This is a genomic window from Holophagales bacterium (assembly GCA_016719485.1).
Classification (GTDB): Bacteria; Acidobacteriota; Thermoanaerobaculia; order UBA5066; family UBA5066; genus UBA5066.
In genome coordinates this window covers 19,271-37,346 of sequence record JADJZB010000015.1, presented here as the reverse complement: position 1 = coordinate 37,346, position 18,076 = coordinate 19,271, and the positions used below count along the sequence as shown (strand labels likewise).

13 protein-coding genes and 2 pseudogenes are annotated in these 18,076 nt (G+C 70.3%); 4 read left to right on the top strand and 11 right to left on the bottom strand.

The window, feature by feature from the left end; all coding sequences use genetic code 11:
- Window positions 1-418 precede the first annotated feature (418 nt).
- Window positions 419-2,485 carry a VCBS repeat-containing protein gene (locus tag IPN03_10160; protein MBK9374067.1) on the top strand — a complete coding sequence of 689 codons (2,067 nt, stop codon included), beginning with the start codon at window positions 419-421 and terminating at the stop codon, window positions 2,483-2,485.
- Window positions 2,486-2,715: 230 nt separating this feature from the next.
- Here IPN03_10160 and IPN03_10155 read toward each other — a convergent pair whose 3' ends face one another.
- Together IPN03_10155 and IPN03_10150 are read right to left on the bottom strand one after the other, a co-directional pair.
- Window positions 2,716-4,752 carry a 1-acyl-sn-glycerol-3-phosphate acyltransferase gene (locus IPN03_10155; protein ID MBK9374066.1) on the bottom strand — a complete coding sequence of 679 codons (2,037 nt, stop codon included), beginning with the start codon at window positions 4,750-4,752 and terminating at the stop codon, window positions 2,716-2,718.
- A complete protein-coding gene (locus IPN03_10150; GenBank protein MBK9374065.1) occupies window positions 4,749-5,555 on the bottom strand; it encodes a 1-acyl-sn-glycerol-3-phosphate acyltransferase in 807 nt (268 codons plus the stop codon). The genes IPN03_10155 and IPN03_10150 overlap by 4 nt, the downstream gene beginning before the upstream one ends.
- Before the next feature lie 35 nt (window positions 5,556-5,590).
- On the opposite strand from IPN03_10150, the gene IPN03_10145 reads away from it, so the two are divergent.
- Window positions 5,591-6,397, top strand: coding sequence for an NAD(P)/FAD-dependent oxidoreductase (locus tag IPN03_10145; GenBank protein ID MBK9374064.1), 807 nt, complete (start codon window positions 5,591-5,593; stop codon window positions 6,395-6,397).
- A 447-nt stretch (window positions 6,398-6,844) separates the two neighbouring features.
- Here IPN03_10145 and IPN03_10140 read toward each other — a convergent pair whose 3' ends face one another.
- From IPN03_10140 to IPN03_10110, 7 genes and pseudogenes are all read right to left on the bottom strand, one after another.
- On the bottom strand, window positions 6,845-7,186 hold the full coding sequence (locus tag IPN03_10140) for a stress response translation initiation inhibitor YciH (GenBank protein ID MBK9374063.1): 342 nt from the start codon (window positions 7,184-7,186) through the stop codon (window positions 6,845-6,847).
- 27 nt (window positions 7,187-7,213) lie between these two features.
- Window positions 7,214-7,393, bottom strand: coding sequence for a hypothetical protein (locus IPN03_10135; protein MBK9374062.1), 180 nt, complete (start codon window positions 7,391-7,393; stop codon window positions 7,214-7,216).
- Complete coding sequence (locus IPN03_10130) at window positions 7,342-8,268, bottom strand: sensor histidine kinase KdpD (GenBank protein ID MBK9374061.1); 927 nt, start codon at window positions 8,266-8,268, stop codon at window positions 7,342-7,344. The genes IPN03_10135 and IPN03_10130 overlap by 52 nt, the downstream gene beginning before the upstream one ends.
- A 117-nt stretch (window positions 8,269-8,385) precedes the next feature.
- Window positions 8,386-8,975 (bottom strand): annotated as a pseudogene (gene kdpC, locus IPN03_10125) (potassium-transporting ATPase subunit KdpC).
- 10 nt (window positions 8,976-8,985) lie between these two features.
- Window positions 8,986-11,026: pseudogene (gene kdpB, locus IPN03_10120) on the bottom strand (potassium-transporting ATPase subunit KdpB).
- A 10-nt stretch (window positions 11,027-11,036) separates the two neighbouring features.
- On the bottom strand, window positions 11,037-12,746 hold the full coding sequence (kdpA, locus tag IPN03_10115) for a potassium-transporting ATPase subunit KdpA (protein ID MBK9374060.1): 1,710 nt from the start codon (window positions 12,744-12,746) through the stop codon (window positions 11,037-11,039).
- Between the two features lies 1 nt (window position 12,747).
- Window positions 12,748-12,837, bottom strand: a complete 90-nt coding sequence (locus tag IPN03_10110; protein ID MBK9374059.1) for a potassium-transporting ATPase subunit F — start codon at window positions 12,835-12,837, stop codon at window positions 12,748-12,750.
- Window positions 12,838-13,284: 447 nt separating this feature from the next.
- Between IPN03_10110 and IPN03_10105 the strand changes: the two genes are divergently transcribed.
- Window positions 13,285-15,273, top strand: a complete 1,989-nt coding sequence (locus tag IPN03_10105) for an APC family permease (GenBank protein ID MBK9374058.1) — start codon at window positions 13,285-13,287, stop codon at window positions 15,271-15,273.
- Window positions 15,274-15,280: 7 nt separating this feature from the next.
- On the opposite strand, the gene IPN03_10100 is transcribed toward IPN03_10105, so the two are convergent.
- Both IPN03_10100 and IPN03_10095 read right to left on the bottom strand, forming a co-directional pair.
- Entirely contained in the window at window positions 15,281-15,982 is a 702-nt protein-coding gene (locus IPN03_10100; GenBank protein ID MBK9374057.1) for a response regulator transcription factor, read from the bottom strand.
- A complete protein-coding gene (locus tag IPN03_10095; GenBank protein MBK9374056.1) occupies window positions 15,979-17,478 on the bottom strand; it encodes a DUF4118 domain-containing protein in 1,500 nt (499 codons plus the stop codon). The genes IPN03_10100 and IPN03_10095 overlap by 4 nt, the downstream gene beginning before the upstream one ends.
- Window positions 17,479-17,556: 78 nt before the next feature.
- Between IPN03_10095 and arfB the strand changes: the two genes are divergently transcribed.
- Window positions 17,557-17,988 (top strand): aminoacyl-tRNA hydrolase, encoded by a 432-nt coding sequence (gene arfB / locus IPN03_10090; GenBank protein MBK9374055.1) that lies wholly within the window; start codon window positions 17,557-17,559, stop codon window positions 17,986-17,988.
- The last annotated feature ends 88 nt before the right edge of the window (window positions 17,989-18,076 follow it).

Sequence of the window (18,076 nt, the reverse complement as noted above, 5' to 3'; positions counted from 1 at the left end):
CTTGCCTCGTGGGAGATTCGCTTCACCGGCCACTTCCGAGCATGAACGTTCTCGCGCTCGTTCTCCTGCTCCCGTTCGCCGCCGCGGCGGATCTCCGGAGCCGGGTGCGGAGCCGTGCGCTTTGAGCGTGCGGGGTCGTGGAGTTTCCCCGGCGGCGTCGCGCCGCAGGGGATTATCCCGCCGACGGCGACGGCGACGGCGTGACGACCTGATCCTCAGATTCCCGGGTACCGGCCCCGACACCTGGCGCCTTTGGAAGAGCCGGCCGGACGGCTCGTTTGCCCAGAGCGGAATCCCGCTGGAGGCCGGGGGAGCATCGCGATCGTCGCGGACCTGGACGGCGACTCCGACGTCGACCTCCTCGCGAGGACCTCTTCGGGGCGGCAGGTCCTCCCGGAACGACGGCAGCGGCACGTTCATGGCCGAGCCGCCGGAGGGCCGGTGCCGGCCCGGCGCGCTGGGGGACCTCGACGGGGACAGCCGGGCCGACCTCGTCTGGACGGGAACTCGGGATCCGGGAGACCCGCGGCGGGCCCGACTCTACGTCGCCGCGGGCGACGGTCACGGCGGGTTCGGCCCGGCGAGGGAGATCGTCTGGGAATCGGGCGTCGACGCGGACGACGGCGGCCTGCCGGTCGTCGCGGACTTCGACGGGGACGGCCACGCGGACGTCCTCGTCGGCCTCTCGTTCGGCTTCTCCCCCTCGGGGTTCCTCAGGCTCTTCAGGGGAGACGGGAGCGGCGGCCTGGTCGACGGGGAGACGTTCGGCCACGGAGGGAGCATCGTCGGCCTCTCTGCCGTCGACCTCGACCGGGACGGGCACCCGGAGATCGTCCGTGGCGCGAGGTTCCGAGTGGGCGGCGGGCTCGTCAGCGTGATCTCGGGCTCCGTCGAGGGCTTCCGTCCCACGTCCTTCCTCGAGACGGGCACTGGCCTCAACGTTATTCAGCCGGGCGACGTCAACGGCGACGGCTGGTTGGACCTCGCGCTCCGTTTCACGGACGCCTACTCGCCGGAGCCGAGCGGGCGCCTTCGGGTTGTCCTGGCGACGCCAGCGGGAGACCTCGTGCGCGCAGGGGAAGACCTACCGCTCATCGGAGCGTTCGTCCTCGCGGACCTCGAGGGCTCGGGGAGGGCCGGCGTCTTCCTCGTCCTTCGCGAGGGGACCGAGGACCGCCTCGTCTTCCACCGGAGCGTCTGTGTCGACGAGTCATCGCAGCTCGTCCTTCCCGTGGCCGTCCGGACCGTCGGCGCGACGGGCGCCCGGTTCGACACCGAGCTCACGCTCCTCAACACCGGGGCCGGCGAGGCGCGCGTCGAGATCCGGGACGGCGCCTCGTGGGACGGAGAGCCCCTGCGGACGATCGTTCTTGGGCCCTCGAAGGTCGTGACCCTCTCGACGGCGGGGGAGGGCGGAAAGCTCCTAGCGCTCGCGAGCGCGGCCGGGCCGCTCCGCCTGGACGTTCGCGGCATCCCGGCGAGCCAACTCCTCGCGGCGGCGAGAGTCCTCTCGACGACGCCGGGCCTCACGGGCCGCGGCACGCTCGGCATCGAGGCGTACGAGCCGGCCGCCTCGCCCGCGGGCGTCTCGTGGGTCCCGTGGCTCGTCGAGGACGACGGCGACCGCTCGAACCTGGCGGTCCTGAACCCTGGGTCGCCCGCCGAAGGCGACGTCACCGTGCGCGTCACCGTCGTCTCGACGGATCCCAAGGCGCCGGGAGAGGCCACGCTCGACGACGCGACCCTTCCTCCCGGCGGCTTCCGCCAGTGGAACCGGGTGCTTCGCGCCGCGGGCCTCGCGGCCCGGACCGGCTTCGCGAGGCTCGAGCGCGTCTCCGCGGCCGGGCGCTACGACGGATACGCCGTCTTGAACGACGCCGTGTCGTCGGACGGCTCGTTCCCTGCGCACGCTGCCCGACGAGTGGGTCTCGGACCCGTACCGCCCCGCACTCCTCGTTCCGGTCGCGCTCTCGACCGACCGCTACGAGACCGAGCTTCTCCTCTTCAACGCGGCCGCCGAGCCGCGCGCCGTCGAGCTGCGGTTCTTCCGGGGCGGGGTGGGCGGGGGAGGAAAGACGTGCGATCGTCGACGTCCCCGCACGGGGCTCAGTGCGAATCCCGAACGTCCTGGAGCATGTCGGCGCCCCTGCCGAAGGGGGGCCGGGAGGGCGCGAGGTGCGGCGGCCGCTCGTCTCGGGGAGCACGCTCGCGGGCGTCGTGGCCTTCGCCCGCACGAGGACCCGCGGTCCGGGGGGGCGCGACGGAGTCGCCACCGTGGCCTCGACGTCGAACGGCTGGATCCGCACGGCGCGCCTCTTCGCCCCGGCAGTCCAGGACGGCGTCTCGCGCACGAACCTCACGATCGTCGTCCCCGAGAACGACCCGGGGATCCGCGCCGAGGTCCGACTCCGGCTCTTCGACGCCGAAGGGCGGGTTGCGGCGAAGAAGGACCTCGACCTCCGAACGTCGGAGTGGACGCAGCTGAGCTCGGTCTTCTCGAGCCTCGCGCCGGGGCTCACGGAGGGCTGGATACACGTGGGGAGCGGCTCCCCGGCCGCGCCCGTCGTCTCCTACGCCACGGTCAACGACGGCGCGGAGCCGGGCCAGGGCTCGGGCGACGGGGCCGTCTTCCTCGGCGCGAGCCGCTGAAGAGATCCGTCGTCTTCCGCTCCCGGTCCCATATCCCGGGCCGGGTCCTCGTCTCCTCGCGGGCGCTCAGGCCGGCGAGGGGAGCCCTTCGCCCATGCCCGACGTCTCGACGAGCCGCTCCAGCGCCTCGACGAGGCTCCTGCGGGTTCTCTCGATCTCGACGCGGAGCTCCTCGACGCGGATCTCGGCGAGTGCCTTCGCGCGCTGGCCGCGCAGGCGCGTGCCGGCCGCGGCGGCGGCGAGGGCTGCGGCGTAGTCGGCCTTGAGCTTCTCGAGCTGCACGGCGGCGCGCAGGCGGGAGGCCTCGAGCTCGGCGAGCCGGCTCGAGGCCGAGGCCAGAGCCGTCTCGCGGCTCTCGGCCCAGCGGGCCGAGAGCTGCTCGGCTCGGGCGTCCCAGGCCGCCTGCGCCGTGTCGAACGCATCCCGCGCCCTCTCGAAGGTCCGGGACGAGAAGTGCCAGACGGCTCGCTCCCGGGCGAGGCCGGCGATCTTGTCGGGTACGGGGCGAACGTCCCTGGCGATCCCGAGCAGCCGGCCGAGGCGGATGAGGTAGAGGCTCGGGTCGACCTGCCACCAGAGGAACCGCTGCGCGGCCGAGGCCTGGAAGTGGTGGTGGTTGTTGTGCCACCCCTCTCCCATCGTCACGAGCGCCAGGATGAAGCTGTTCCGGCTCGTGTCGCGCGTCTCGAAGACGCGCTTTCCGAAGACGTGCGTCACGCTGTTGATGGCGAACGTCCCGTGCCAGAGAAGTACCGTCGAGAGGAAGAATCCCCAGAAGAGGCCGGTCCAGGAGAACGCGAGCCAGAGGCCGAGGCCGTAGAGCATCGGCGCCAGGAACTGGTTCCGGTCGAGCCAGACCAGCTCTGGGAACTTCGTGAAGTCGCGGATCGCCTCGTACTGCGTCTCCTCGTACTCGTCCGCGAGGATCCACCCCATGTGGCTCCACCAGAAGCCCTTCTGGACCGGCGAGTGGATGTCCTCGGGCTGGTCGGAGAAGCGGTGGTGGTGGCGGTGGTGCGCGGCCCACCAGAGGACCCCCTTCTGGGCCGCCGTCTGGCCGACGAAGGCCATGACGAACTGCCAGAAGCGGTTCATCCGGTAGGTCCGGTGTGCGAAGTACCTATGGAAGCCCGCGGTGATCGCGAACATCCGGAGGTAGTACGACCCGAGGCAGAGGGCGACCCCTTCCCAGGAGAAGTCGAAGGCGAGCACGCCCAGGGCCGCGGCGTGGACGAGGCCGAAGCCGAAGGCGGCAGCGAATCGAATGCGGGGACGGGGCGTCGCGTTCATGCGCGGGTGTCCTTTTTCTGGCGATCCGGCCACCGGGAGACCAGCCACCAAACCAAGTATCTTACGTTGTTTCCGCTGCCAGCTGGTCCTGCGCTTCCTGCATCCGGGCGTGCACCGTCGAGACGAGCGTCTCGAGGTCTTCCTCCCCCAGCCCCTCGGTCGGAATCGGAGGGAGGACCCGGAGCCGGATCCGCCCCGGGAAGACGAGGAGGCGGTGCCCGTCGAGGAGGTCGTGGAGGGGCGTGCAGACGATCGGAACGATAGGGACCTGCGCCGCGATCGCGAGGTGGAACGATCCCTTCTTGAACGGCAGGAGCGTCGGGCCCCGTTGCGGTGCCCTTCCGGAAAGACCCAGACGGAGATCCGCTCCGCCCTCACCCGCGCGGCGGCGGCTGCGATGGACGCGATGGCGCTCGCCAGGTCCCTGCGGTCGAGGAGGATGTTCCCGGCCGCCCGGAAGAACCAGCCGAAGACCGGGATCTTCTCGATCTCCTTCTTCCCGATGACGACGGCCCGCCTCGGGAAGAGCCCACCGTAGACGACGATGTCGAGATTCGACTTGTGGGTCGCCATGAGGACAGCCGGTGCCGATTCTGCGAGGCGGCCGCGATTGTCCACCGTCACCCGCCAGCCGAGGAGCGTCACCATGATCCAGTGGAAGCTCCGGGAAAGCTGGAACGAGGCATTGCCGCGTGGGCGCACGGCGACGTAGAGAAGGCCGCCGACGGACACGGCGACGAATGAGAGCACACCGAGGAGACAGGCGAGGAGGAAGTGGACCCGCGCGAAGGCCCTGCGAACCGGACCCCTCACGCGCGGGCCCCTTCGACGGATGCGCCGCGTGGCGACGGGAGAATGGGTTCGCCCGCGCCAGGTGCGAGCTCGCGCTGCGCATTCGCCAGATCCGAGCGGACCCGTGCCATCAGCTCGTCGAGGTCCCCGGGGCCGAGGCCCGCGGTCGGCACGGGCGGGAGGACGCGCAGGCGGATCGTCCCGGGTCGGAGGATCCAGCGGCGTGCGTCGAGGACCGCCGAGAGCGGACTGACGGCGAGCGGGAGGATCGGGAACTGAGCGCCGAGGGCCAGGTGGAAGACCCCCTTCTTGAATGGCAGCATCTCGGCACCCATGTTCCGATGTCCCTCGGGCGCGACCCAGACGGAGACTCCCACCGCTTTCGCGGACTCGGCCGCGCGGCGAATCGACTCCATCGCGACCGCCGTGTTCCGGCGGTCGATCAGGATGTTTCCCGTCGCCCTCCAGAGCCAGCCGAAGAGCGGGATCCACTCCAGCTGCTTCTTGCCGATGGCGATGGCGCCGGGTGGGAAGACCTCTCCCACCACGATGACGTCGAGGTTCGACTGGTGGCGGACCATGACAACCGAAGGGCTGATACTCGCGAGTCGCTCGACCCCCTCGGCCTCGATCCTCCAGCCGAGGACCCTCTGCATGACCCGCGAGTAGGTTCGGGCGGCGAAGACGGCGGCGTGCCCCTTCGGCCCGCGGACGAGGGCGATCGTGAGCGCCGCGGCGGAGATGACGGGAAGAAGGAGGCCTCCCACGATCGACGCGGCGACGAAGTGAAGCGTGTAAACGCAGCGGCGAACGAGATTTGTCATGCGACCCGGTTCCGGGAGGCTGCATTATCTCCGCGATGGAGGCGGGGATCGTGATCGTCGGCGGCGGGGCCGCGGGGCTTCTCGCCGCCGCGTCGGCTGCGGCCCGCCTGCGGGAAGCGGGAAGCGACGCGCCGGTCGTCGTCCTCGAGGCGGCGCGCGAGCCGGGGAGGAAGATCCTGGTCTCCGGGGGCGGCCACTGTAACGTCCTCCCGCTGAGCGAGGCGCGGGCGCGTTTCGTCTCCTCCTCGCCGCGCCGGCTCGTCGACCGTTATCTCGACCGCTTTCCGCTCTCCGGGCAGCGCGCCTTCTTCGAGGAGATCCTCGGAGGGCCCCTTCGCGAAGAGCCGGACTCGGCGAAGCTCTACCCGCCGTCGAACCGGGCCCGGGACGTGCGCGATGCGCTCGTCGTGCACGCGAGGGCTGCCGGGGCCGAGGTGCGGGCCTCGATGCCCGTGCGAGAGGTTTCGCTCGGGGAGGGCGGCGGCTTCGACGTCCGTCTCGACGGGGACTCCCTCTCCGCCTCCCGCGTCGTCCTCGCGACCGGAGGCCGATCGGTCCTCGCCGGCGGAGCGGACGCGGCCGGGTTCGATTGGGCCGCCTCTTCGGCCACACGATTCGGCCTCTCTGCCCCGCCCTCGTTCCGCTCACGGGCTCATCGCCCGCCCACGCGGCGCTCTCCGGGGTCTCTTTCGAGGTCGCCGTCACTGCCACGAGCGGCGGCGAGTCGGTCACGACCCGCGGCGGGTTCCTCTTCACCCACAAGGGCTGGAGCGGCCCGGCCGTCCTCGACGTGTCGCACGTCGCCTCGCGGGCACTCACCGAAGGCAGGCCCTTCGTCGTGACGGTGTCGTTCGGCGGAAGCGCCGAGGAGTGGGACGCGGCCCTCCGAGCCCACTCCGGCTCCGGCTCCGTCATGGGCGTCCTGCGGCGATCGCTGCCGGATCGCGTCGCCGCCCTCGTTCTCGGCGAGGCGGGTGTCGCGGGCGACGTGCCGCTCCACCGACTCACGCGCGAGGCGCGGCACGAGGTCGTCCGCGCTCTCACCGCTTTCCCGCTCCCGGTCGAGGGGACCGAGGGCTATCGCACCGCGGAGGTGACGGCCGGCGGCGTGGCTCTGGAGGAGGTCGACCCCGGCAGCGGCGCGAGCCGGCTCGTCTCAGGCCTCTTCCTCGCCGGGGAGATCCTCGATGCCATCGGTCCGATCGGGGGCTTCAACTTCCAGTGGGCGTGGGCGACGGGGAGAACGGCGGGCGACGGCGCGGCGAGGTCGTTTCTCGGCCGCGCGGCCGTCAGCCCTTGACCACGAAACCGCGTGCCGCCAGAAGCGGGCGGACCCTGCCCCTCACGTCCCCGGCGAGCTCGATGGCGCCCGGCCGGACCGTGCCGCCTACCGCGCACGATTTCTTCAGCGCCTTCGCCAGCTCCTCGAGGAAGGGCCCGTTGTCCGGGAGCGCGTCGACGACCGTCACGCTCTTCCCGCCGCGCCCCTTCTTCTCGATCCGCAGCTTCGCCGTCACCTTCGCAGGCACCGGCTCGTCGAGCTTCCTCGAGCAGCGGCAGTCGTTCGCCGGCCAGCCGCACGTCGGGCAGACCCGCCCCTTGTCGCTCGAATAGACGACGCGTCCGCTCACGCGCGGATCATCGCAGAGGGTCCGCTCTCAAGGCTCCTCGTCGCCTCCGGCGTCCGCGACGAGGAGGTCGAAGCCGTCCGCCCGGGAGAGGAGGCGGTCGACGATTCCGGGGAAGAGGCGCGCGAAGAGGCCGCGACGCGACGGGGGGCCGACGATCAGGACGGCGACGGTCTCCTCGCGGACGAATCGGACGATCTCGGCGGCCACGTCCTCCGCCTCCTCACGACGAAGGTCGCACCGAGCGTCATCGCGAGCTCGACGTTCTCGGTGAGCGCCCTGTGCTGGCGCGCCGAGAGACGCTCGGGGCGCTCGCGCGACCGCCGCACGTGGAGGGCGAACCACCGCGTGTTCATCCGGCCCGCCGTCCGGGAGGCGCGCAGGATCAACTTTCTCGCGATTTCCGGGGCGAGGGGGATCGCGACGGCGACGCGGGCCTGGGGCGCGGGTGCCTCGAGCGTGCCGCTGTCGTGGGCGTCGGCCTCGATGTGGTCCGCCGTCTGGAAGAGCGTCAGCTCCCTGAGGCGCGTGAGCTTCTCTTCGGTGAAGAAGCTCGAGAGGGCCTGCTCCGCCTTCTCGGCCGTATAGACCTTGCCGACGCGAATCCGCTCCCTCAGCTCCTCGACGGGAAGGTCGACGACGACGAGGGCGTCGGCGTCCCTGACGATGCGGTCTGGAAGGCGCTCCCGAACCTCGATCCCGGTGACGGAGCCGACGACGTCCTGGACCCCCTCGAGGTGCTGGACGTTCACGGCGGCCATCACCGAGATCCCCGCTGCGAGGATCTCCTCCACGTCCTTCCAGCGCTTCTCGTTCCGGCTGCCCGGCGCGTTCGTGTGGGCCAGCTCGTCGACGACGACGGCGTCCGGCCGGCGCTTCAGGATGGCGTCGAGGTCCATCTCAGGGAGAACGACCCCCTGGTAGCTGACCTGCTTGCGCGGGACGACCTCGAGGTCGCCGATCCGGGCTTCGGTCTCCGGTCTCCCATGTGTCTCGACGTACCCGACGACGACGTCCGTCCCGTGGCGCCTCAGGCCGTGGGCGTCGTCGAGCATCTTGTAGGTCTTTCCGACGCCGGCCGCCATCCCGAGGTAGACCTTGAGCTTCCCGAGGCGGGCGTCCCGCGACGCTTTCGGAGAAAAGCCTCGGGGTCGGGGCGCCGGTCGTCTGTGGCTCTCGGCACGATCTCGATTATCGGGGCGTCACGGTCGCGGAATGGTCCTGGAGCTCTCCCTCACGTCGAGGTTCAGCATGAGGACGTTCACACGCGGCTCGCCGAAGAGCCCGAGTAAGCGGCCTTCGGTGCGGCGCGCGACCAGGCCCCTCGAGGTCGGCCGCGGGGGATCCCGGTCTCCTTCGCGACGCGCGGCACCTGCCAGAGCGCGAACTCGGGAGAGACGTGCGGGTCGAGGCCGGAGCCCGATGCGGTCACGGCATCGGCCGGGACGGGTCCCTTCGTAGCGGGGTTCTCCGCGCGCGCCTTCGCGACCTCCGCGGTTACCCGGTCGGCGAGAGCCTTCGAAGTCGGGCCGAGATTCGAGCCCGACGAAGCCGCGGCGTCGTAGCCACCGCCGGCCGCGGACGGGCGCGTCCGGAAGAGCCCGGTGGAGGTCGTGGCCTGGCCGATGAGCGAGGAACCGACGGCCTTTCCGTCTCGGGAGACGAACGAACCGCCGGCCGTGTCCCGGAAGGCGACGCGGCCGATGGCCCAGACGGCTGCGGGATAGCCGAAACCGAGGAGAAGGGTGAAGACGACGAGGAGGCGGACGGAGACGAAGACGTGCTCTTTCACGGAGGTCACCTCAGGCCAGCTTCAGCGCCACGAGGAGGAGGTCGATCGCCTTGATCCCGACGAACGGGGCGGTGAGGCCCCCGAGACCGTAGATCAGGAGGTTGCGGCGGAGTATTCGCCCCGCGCCGAGGGGCCGGTACGAGACCCCCCGGAGCGCGAGCGGGATGAGGGCGACGATGATGAGCGCGTTGAAGATGACGGCCGAGAGGATCGCGCTCTCGGCCGTGGCGAGCTTCATGACGTTGAGAGCCTGGAGCTGGGGAAAGGTCGCGACGAAGAGAGCGGGGAGGATCGCGAAGTACTTCGCCACGTCGTTCGAGATGGAGAAGGTCGTCAGCGCGCCCCGCGTCATCAGGAGCTGCTTGCCGATCTCGACGACCTCGATGAGCTTCGTCGGGTTCGAGTCGAGGTCCACCATGTTCCCGGCTTCCTTCGCCGCCTGGGTCCCCGTGTTCATCGCCATCCCGACGTCGGCCTGGGCGAGCGCCGGGGCATCGTTCGTCCCGTCGCCGGTCATCGCCACGAGGTTCCCGCTGGCCTGCTCCTTCCGGATGAGGGCGAGCTTGTCTTCGGGCGTCGCCTCGGCGAGGAAGTCGTCGACGCCGGCCTCCCTCGCGATGCTCGCCGCGGTGAGCGGGTTGTCGCCCGTGATCATCACCGTCCGGATTCCCATGGCCCGGCGGCGGTCGAACCGTTCCTTCATCCCGCCCTTGACGACGTCCTGGAGATAGATCGTCCCGGCGACCTTCCCGCCGTCGGTGACGACGAGGGGCGTCCCCCCCTCGCCGGAGATCCGGGCGACGTCGCGGCGGACCTCGTCGGGAAAGCTCCCGCCCGCGGCCCTCACGAACGCGTCGACCGTGTCGGCCGCCCCCTTCCGTACCTTTCGTCCTCCTTCGAAGTCGAGGCCCGACATCCGCGTCCGGGCGGTGAACGGGACGAAGTGGGCGTGCAGATCGCGCAGCTCGCGACCCCGGATTCCGTGTCTCTCCTTGGCGAGGATGACGATCGAGCGCCCCTCGGGCGTCTCGTCGGCGAGCGAGGCGAGCTGGGCCAGCTCGGCCAGCTCGCGGGCGTCGACACCGGGCGCCGGGAAGAGCTCGGCCGCCTGGCGGTTGCCGAGCGTGATCGTTCCCGTCTTGTCGAGGAGGAGGACGTTGACGTCGCCCGAGGCCTCGACGGCCCGGCCCGACATGGCGAGAACATTGTGGCGAAGGACGCGGTCCATCCCCGCGATGCCGATGGCCGAGAGGAGGCCGCCGATCGTCGTCGGGATGAGACAGACGAGAAGGGCCACGAGGACGGTCGGGGAAAGGTCGCTCCTCGAGTAAAGGGCGAAGGGCCGCAGGGTGATTGTCGCGAAGAGGAAGACGATCGTCAGGCCCGCGAGGAGGATGTCGAGGGCGATCTCGTTCGGCGTCTTCTGCCGCTCGGCGCCCTCGACGAGCTTGATCATCCGGTCGAGGAAGGTCGAGCCGGGCTCGGAGGTGATCTCGACGACGATCCGGTCGGAGAGGACCTTCGTCCCGCCGGTGACCGCCGAACGGTCGCCCCCCGCCTCCCGGATCACCGGGGCCGATTCGCCGGTAACGGCGGATTCGTCGACCGACGCGATCCCCTCGACGACGGTCCCGTCGCCCGGAATCAGCTGGTTCACCTCGACGACGACGAGGTCGCCCTTCCGGAGCGTGGAGGAAGGGACGCTCTCTTCGCGTCGTTCGGGACCGACGAGGCGCCGCGCGACGGAGTCCGTCTTCGTCCGGCGGAGCGAATCGGCCTGGGCTTTTCCGCGCCCCTCGGCGACCGCCTCGGCGAAGTTCGCGAAGAGGACGGTCGCCCAGAGCCAGAGGACGACCTGGAGCTGGAAGGAGGAGGGACCCGCGCGTCCCGACCCCGAGGAGGGCGAGCGTCGCGAGGACGGCGCCAGCCTCGACGACGAACATGACGGGGTTTCTCGCCGTGTGGCGCGGGTGGAGCTTGCGGAAGGAGACGGCCGCGGCCCGGGTGAGAAGGGCGCGGTCGAGCAGCTTGATCTCGGAGGGCTTGGTCATCGGTTCCGCCTCAGAACGTCCGGCCCGCGGCCATCAGGAGGTGTTCGACGACCGGACCGAGGGAGAGGACGGGAAAGAAGGTGAGGGCCCCGACGACGAGGATCACGCCGGCGAGGAGGAGGGTGAAGAGAGGGCCGTCGACGGGAAAGGTCCCGGCGGACTCCGCCTGTCTCTTCTTCGCCGCGAGCGACCCGGCCATCCCGAGGATCGGGACGATCATCAGGAACCGCCCGAAGAACATCGAAACGCCGAGGAGGGCGTTGAAGAAGTCCGTGTTCGCGTTGAGCCCCGCGAAGGCGCTGCCGTTGTTGCCGGCCGCGCTCGTGAAGGCGTAGAGGGCCTCTGAGAGGCCGTGGGGGCCGGCGTTCGCGAGGCTGGAGAGGCCGGTCTTCGTCGTGACGGCGGCCGCCGTCCCGACCAGGATGCAGAACGTCAGGACGAGGACGGCGAGCATCGCGAGCTTCACCTCCGCCCCTTCGATCTTCTTGCCGAGGTACTCGGGCGTCCGGCCCACCATCAGCCCGGCAATGAAGACCGAGAGGACGACGAAGACGAAGACGCCGTAGAGGCCCGCGCCGACGCCGCCGAATATCACCTCGCCGAGCTGGATGTTGACGAGCGGGACGAGGCCGCCGAGGGGTGTGAAGGAATCATGCATCCCGTTCACGGCGCCGCACGATGCGGCCGTCGTGATCGTGGCGAAGAGGGCGGTGTCGCCCGGTCCGAAGCGGACCTCCTTGCCCTCCATGTTCCCGGCCGCGGCGTCGACCCCGGCGGCGTGATGGATCGGGTTGCCCCGCGTCTCGGCCCAGGCCGTGACGCCCGCGCCGGCGAGGAACAGAAGGCTCATGGCCCCGAAGACCGCCCATCCGTGCCGGAGCTTTCCGGTCATGGATCCCAACGTGTAGGTCAGGCCAGCCGGGATGGCGAAGATGAGGAGCATCTCGAGCAGGTTCGTCGCGGGCGTCGGGTTCTCGTACGGGTGTGAGGAGTTGGCGTTGAAGAAGCCGCCGCCGTTCGTCCCGAGCTCCTTGATCGCCTCCTGGGAGGCGACCGGGCCGAGCGGGATCGTCTGCGTCGCGCCGTCGAGCGTCGTGACCCCCGCCGAAGCCGAGAAGGTCTGGACGACGCCCTGAGACATCAGGGCGATCGCGGCGACGAGCGAGATGGGAAGGAGGACCCAGAGGGTCGAACGCGTCAGGTCGACCCAGAAGTTCCCAATCGTCTTCGCCTCGGCGCGGGCGATCCCCCGGATCACGGCGACCGCGATTGCGATGCCGGTGGCGGCCGAGAGAAAGTTCTGAAGGGCGAGCGCCGCCATCTGGGTCAGGTGCGACATCGTCGTCTCGCCCGTGTAGGCCTGCCAGTTCGTGTTCGTGACGAACGACACCGCCGTGTTCCAGGCGAGGGCGGGCGGCACGGCGGGGAGGCGGTCGGGGTTCAGCGGCAGGAGACCCTGAAGCCGCTCGACGGCGTAGACGCCGAGGACGCCGAGGACGGAGAAGACGAGCAGGGAGGAGGCGTACGCCTTCCAGTCCTGCTCCTTCCTCGCCTCGACGCCGCCCAGGCGGTAGACGAGACGCTCCAGGGGACCGAGAGCGGGGTCGAGAAACGTCTTCTCGCCGGAGAAAACCCGGCGCATGTAGAGGCCGAGGGGCTTCGTCACGGCGAGGACGAGGAGGAAGTAAACCGCGATCTTGAGGAACGCGAGTGTCGTCACTTCAGAGCTTCTCCGGCCTCAGCAGGGCAAATAGGAGGTAGGCGAGCGCCAGCGCCGACAGGACGAGACCGAGGGCAGACTCAGCGCTCATCACGGTCCCTCTCGAGGAGGGCGGCACAGCCGCGGACGTAGAGGAGAGCGAGCCCTCCGAGGAGAAGCGTCGCCAGGACGAGCAGGGCGTCCGTCATCGGGCGTTCTCTCCGGGCACGGGGCCACCGGGTGTGCTCAAAGTGGGTCGCCCGGCCTGGTCCCGGACGATTCGACGACGAACAGGACCGCTGAGACGGCGAGGAGGACGAGGAGGGTGGTCATGGGGGACTCCTTCCGATGGGGAAGGTGCCCCTGCGCGCGTCAAGAAGTCCGGAAGGGGGGCGAAAGAAAGCGCAAAGAAGGGCCGCCGCGAGCCAGGCGAGGCGCGTGGCCTCGAGCAGAACCCAGCGATCTAAAGAAAGGCTAAAGATCGACCCGTCGGAAGGCCACCGGAGGGTCTGAGCCCTTCCGCGAGGCCGCACCCGGCCGGTAGAGTTGCCGGCTGGTCATGTCGATCCTCCAGGCCGCGCGGCGACTCGTCATCGGAAAGAGCCGCGACCCCCTCGACCCCAGGGTTTTCCACCACCTCTCGCTCGCCGCTTTCCTCGCCTGGGTCGGGCTCGGGGCGGACGGGCTCTCCTCGTCCTGCTACGGCCCGGAAGAGGCGTTCATCACCCTGGGGGAGCACAGCCACCTCGCGGTGTTCCTCGCGATCGCCATGATGGTGACGATCGCCGTCATCTCCGCCTCGTACGCCCAGATCATTTCCCTGTTCCCTTCCGGCGGCGGCGGCTACCTCGTCGCGACGAGCCTCCTCGGGAAGGGGGCGGGCGTCGTGTCGGGCTCGGCCCTCGTCGTCGACTACGCGATGACGATCGCGATGCAGGTGGCGGCCTCGGTCGCGGCGCTCTGCTCCCTCGCGCCGAGGGTCGTGACCCAGAAGGAGCAGCTCGTCCTCGCGCTGATCCTCGTCACCTTCCTCATCGTCCTGAACCTTCGAGGGGTGAAGGAATCCGTCCTCGTACTGGTTCCCATCTTTCTCCTCTTCCTGGTGACGCACGTCCTCCTCATCGCCTTCGGAATCGGCAGCCACGCCTCGGCGATGCCCGAGGTCGTGTCGGCGACGGCCCGGGAGACCCGCGAGACGTGGACGGCGCTCGGGGCCTTCGGAACGCTTGCCCTCCTCCTCCGGGCCTTCTCGATGGGCGGCGGAACCTACACGGGAATCGAGGCGATCTCGAACGGGCTCCAGATCCTGAAGGAGCCGCGCGTCCAGACGGGGCGCCGGACGATGCTCTACATGGCGGTCTCGCTCTCCCTCACGGCGGGAGGATTGATCCTCTGCTACCTCCTGGCCGGAGTGCATCGGGCCCCGGGCCGGACGCTCAACGCGGTCCTGACGGAGAAGCTGGCGACCGAAGCTCTCGGGCCGGGCTCACTTTCCGGCGGCTTTCTGCTGTTGACGCTCGTCGCCGAGGGAGCGCTCCTCTTCGTCGGGGCCCAGGCCGGGTTCCTCGACGGGCCCCGCGTCCTGTCGAACATGGCGATCGACTCCTGGGTCCCGCACCGGTTCAGCCTGCTCTCGGACCGGCTCGTGACGCAGAACGGGATCCTGGTCATGGGGGGAGCCGCGGTCGGGATACTGCTCTACACGGGCGGGTCGATCGACGTGATCGTGATCATGTACTCGATCAACGTCTTCCTGACCTTCAGCCTCTCCCAGCTCGGCATGTGCGTCCACTGGTGGAAGGTGAGGCGCGAGGACCCGGCGTGGAAGCGTCACCTCGCGATCAACGGCCTCGGCCTCTCGCTCACGGCCACGCTCCTGGCGGCCACCGTGCTGATGAAGTTCCGGGCGGGAGGCTGGGTCACGGTCCTGATCACGGGTTCCGTCGTGGGGCTCTGCGTTCTCGTTCGGAGGCACTACAGCTCGCTCCGGCTTCTGCTGAAGCGGACGGACGACGTCCTGACGACCCTCCGTCCGCCGAAGCCGCGCGACACCGGCTCGTTCCCGAGGATCGAGCCGCCGAAACGCGGAACGCCGACGGCCGTCTTTCTCGTCTCCGGTTTCAACGGCCTCGGGATGCACTCCTTCCTGAACGTCCAGCGCTACTTCCCGGGCTACTTCAAGCACTGCATCTTCCTGTCGGTCGGCGTCGTCGATTCGGCCAGCTTCAAGGGGACGCGCGAGCTCGAGAACCTCCGGAAGGAGACCGAGAGGGATCTCGTCCGCTACGTCGAGTTCGCGCGCGGCAACGGCCTGGCCGCGGAGCACCATCTCTCCGTCGGCACGGACCTCCTCGACGAGCTCGTCGACCTCTGCCTGAAGGTCAAGGGCGACTGGGACCGGCCGATCTTCTTCATGTCGAAGCTCGTCTTTCCCCAGGAAAACGCCCTGAACCGGCTCCTGCACAACCAGACGCCGTTCGCGCTGCAACGGCGCCTCCAGATGGAGGGAATGCACTCGGTAATCATGCCGATCCAGTCGGAGGTCTGAGGGCCCGTCAGTCCGGGAGCGGCTCGGCGACGAACCTGTAGCCGACCCACGGCTCCGTGACGACGTAGCGCGGCGTGGCCGGGTCGGGCTCGAGCTTCTTTCGCATGGTGCCGACGTGGACGCGGACGACGTCGACCGTCGTTCCCGGCGCCCCCCTCCAGACGCGGGCGATGATCCGGGCCGTCGTGATGGGCTTCCCGGCGTTCGTCGCGAGGAGCTCGAGGATGGCGAACTCCGTCGGCGTCAGCTTCACCTCGCGCCTCTCCTGGACGACGCGCCGCCGTTCGAGGTCGATCGAGAGGCCGTCGAACTCGAGGACGGTCCGGGCCGGGACGACGCCGCTCCGTCGGAGCTGGGCGCGCAGGCGCGCGAGGAGCTCCGGGACTGAGAACGGCTTCGTGACGAAGTCGTCCGCGCCGAGGTCGAGGGCCCGGATCTTGTCGACGTCCGCGCCGCGGACGGAGAGGACGACGATCGGTGTCGCACCCGACCTGCGGATCCCGCGGATCAGCTCGAAACCGTCGGCGACGGGCATGGCGAGGTCGGTGAGGACGAGGTCCGGCGCCCCCTGTTCGAAGAGCGCGAGCCCCTGGCGGCCCTCCGGCGCCTCGAGGACCTCGTAGCCCGCTTCGGTCAGCTCTGCGGCGAGACCCCTGCGGATCGTGGGGTCGTCCTCGACGACGAGGACACAGGCGCTCGTCCGGATCACGTCTCCATCCCTTCGACAGGCGGGGCGGCGGGCAGGTCCACCCGGGCGATCGTCCCGCCGCCGGGTCGCGGATGCAACGACAGGTGGCCGCCGTTCGCGACGGCGAGGCCGCGCGCGATCTCGAGGCCCAGACCCCTGCGACCGCCGTCGGCGAGTTCCCCTTCCGCTCCGGGAAGGGCTTCCGGGACGAAGCCGGGGCCCCTGTCGGCGACCTCGAGACGGACGAGGCTGGGCTCGACCGGGTGGCGGGCCGCCGCCAGCTCGACGGCCGTCCCGTCGGGCGCGGCTCGGGCCGCGTTCTCGACGAGGTTGACGAGGACCTCGACGACGAGCGACGGGTCGGCGAAAGCGTCGGGGCAGTCGGCCGCGATCGACACGTGCACGGGGTGCGCGACGAGCACGAGAGAGAGCCCTTCCCTCGCCGCCCGGAAGAGGTCCGCCGGGGGGGTCGGCTCCGCGTGGGGGACGCTCCGGCCCGCTTCCAGGCGGGCGAGGGCGAGGAGGTTGTCGATCCGGCGGGCGAGCCGGCCGCTCTCTCGCGCGAGGTCGTCGAGCGCCGTCCGGGCTTCGGCCTGCCCTGCGAGCCGCCGCCGGAGGCTCTCGATCGAGAGGCCGATCGCCGTGAGGGGGCTCCGCAGGTCGTGCGAGACGGCGCGCAGGAGGGAAGTCTTCAGGCTCTCGCTCTGGCGGAGGGCCTCGAGGTGAGCGTTCTCCAAGAGGAAGCGTTCCCGCTCGATGGCGAGGGCGACGAGCCGGGCGACCGGGTCGAGCACGGTCCGGCCCGCCTGCGTCTCGAGCACGACGAGGACGCCGCTGGCTTTCCCGCCGACGAGGAGCGGGAAGTAGACGTCGCGTGCGCCGCCCGGCGCCGGCACTTCCGCGACCTCTCCCCGGTCGAGGACGACCTGGACGAGGCGTTCGTGCTCGGGAGCCAGGTCGCGTCCGGACCAGGAGACGACCGTCGGACGATTGCTTCCCTCGGCGTTCTCGAGAAGCCCGCCGCCGCCTGCGCCGACGGAGCGAAGGGCCCTCGCGGCGGCCTCGCCGAGGACGCCGACGCGATTCGTGGTGGTGAAGAGGTCGACCGAGAGGTCGTAGAGAACCTCGATCTCCCGGCGTCGCCGCAGGGCGTCGGCGGCCTGCTCGCGCGCCTGGAGGACGAGCCGGCTCACGACGACCGCCACGATCAGGAAGCAGAAGAGCGCGACCCAGTTCGCGGGCTCGGCGATCGTGAAAGTGTGAAGGGGCGGCAGGAAGAAGAAGTTGAAGGCGAGCGTCGCGGCGAAGGCGCCGATCACCGCGGCGCGCAGCCCTCGCGCGAGGGCGATGCCGAGGACGACCACCAGGAGGACCAGGCCGGCCGTCGTCGAGTTCAGTTCGATCAGCCTGACGAGGGCCGTGGATCCACCCACCGCAAGGAGCGCCACGGCAAGATCCGCGACGGCTGCAGGGAGCCACCGGGTGTACTGTCGCAGGTCCTCGGCGATGTTTCCCACGGGGCGTCTTCGGCCGTTATCTTACGGCCCGTCTCCCTGCCCGATTCCCGCTCCGCTGTGTCACGATTCCCTTCGACCATGCCCGACCCCATCGACATCGTTTCCGGAGTGAGGATTCCCGCCGCCGCACTCGAGGCGCGGGGCGTCCGCTCGGGTGGTCCCGGCGGCCAGAACGTCAACAAGGTCGCGTCGAAGGCCGAGCTCGTCGTCGACCTCGCTCTCGTCGAAGGCCTCGACGAGGGTGCGCGAGGCCGCCTCGCGGCGCTGGCCGAAGGGCGCCGCGACGCGGAAGGGCGCCTGCGTGTGACGGCGGGGGAGAGCCGGGACTTTCACCGGAACCTCGAGACGGCGCGGGAGAAGGTGCGTGCCCTCGTCACCAGGGCGCTCGTCGTTCCGAAGCGGCGCCGTGCCACGCGGCCTTCGGCCGGGTCGCGCGAGCGGCGGATCGAATCGAAGAAGCGGGACGCGAAGGTGAAGAAGACTCGCACGGCGCCACACCGCGAGGAGTGAATCGGGGAACGGCGTCCGCCGGTGCTTTCCTGTCGACCGGGTCGGCTCTCCGACTGCAAGCCGGCACGCGCTGAAGGGTCGTCGGCGT